This is a genomic window from Corallococcus praedator, assembly GCF_003612125.1.
GTDB lineage: Bacteria > Myxococcota > Myxococcia > Myxococcales > Myxococcaceae > Corallococcus > Corallococcus praedator.
This window is the reverse complement of the sequence record NZ_RAWI01001325.1, coordinates 1-401: the sequence shown is the minus strand read 5'-3', so window position 1 is coordinate 401 and position 401 is coordinate 1. Positions and strand designations below refer to the sequence as shown.

The window sequence follows — 401 nt, the reverse complement described above, 5'->3', positions numbered from 1 at the left end:
CGGCGGCCGCCTACTCAAACCCGACGAACTCGGCAAACTCCTCGCCGAACTCAAAGATGAGCCCACCGCCGCCGAACCGCTCACCAAGCTAACCAGCGCCTGGGATCGCATCTGGATTTTCTGGCTGACCGGCCTACTCTTCGCCGCCGACTGGTACCTGCGCCGCCGCTGGGGGCTGTGCTGAACCACACTCTATGAGCACCACCCTCGCCGAACCGCAGGCTGCGACCCGCTCCGCGGAGCAGGCGATCGCTCCCCTCGCCCGCCAACTCGCGGCGGCGGATCGCGTGCTGCAGCGGGAGAAAGGCGCGAGCCTCGTGCTCTCCGCGTGGCCGTGGTTGTTAGCTTATGCTGTGGCCGCGATTTGCGTGGATGTGGTGATGCATCTCGCGGCAGGACCG

General features: G+C 66.8%; 2 protein-coding genes. Both read left to right on the top strand.

Annotated elements, in window-relative coordinates; all coding sequences use genetic code 11:
- The coding region (locus D7Y13_RS46640) for a hypothetical protein (protein ID WP_158626266.1) at window positions 1–184 on the top strand (184 nt) is incomplete at its 5' end.
- A gap of 10 nt (window positions 185–194) precedes the next feature.
- Window positions 195–401: hypothetical protein (locus tag D7Y13_RS47555; RefSeq protein WP_208734738.1), on the top strand; the 207-nt coding region annotated here is incomplete at its 3' end.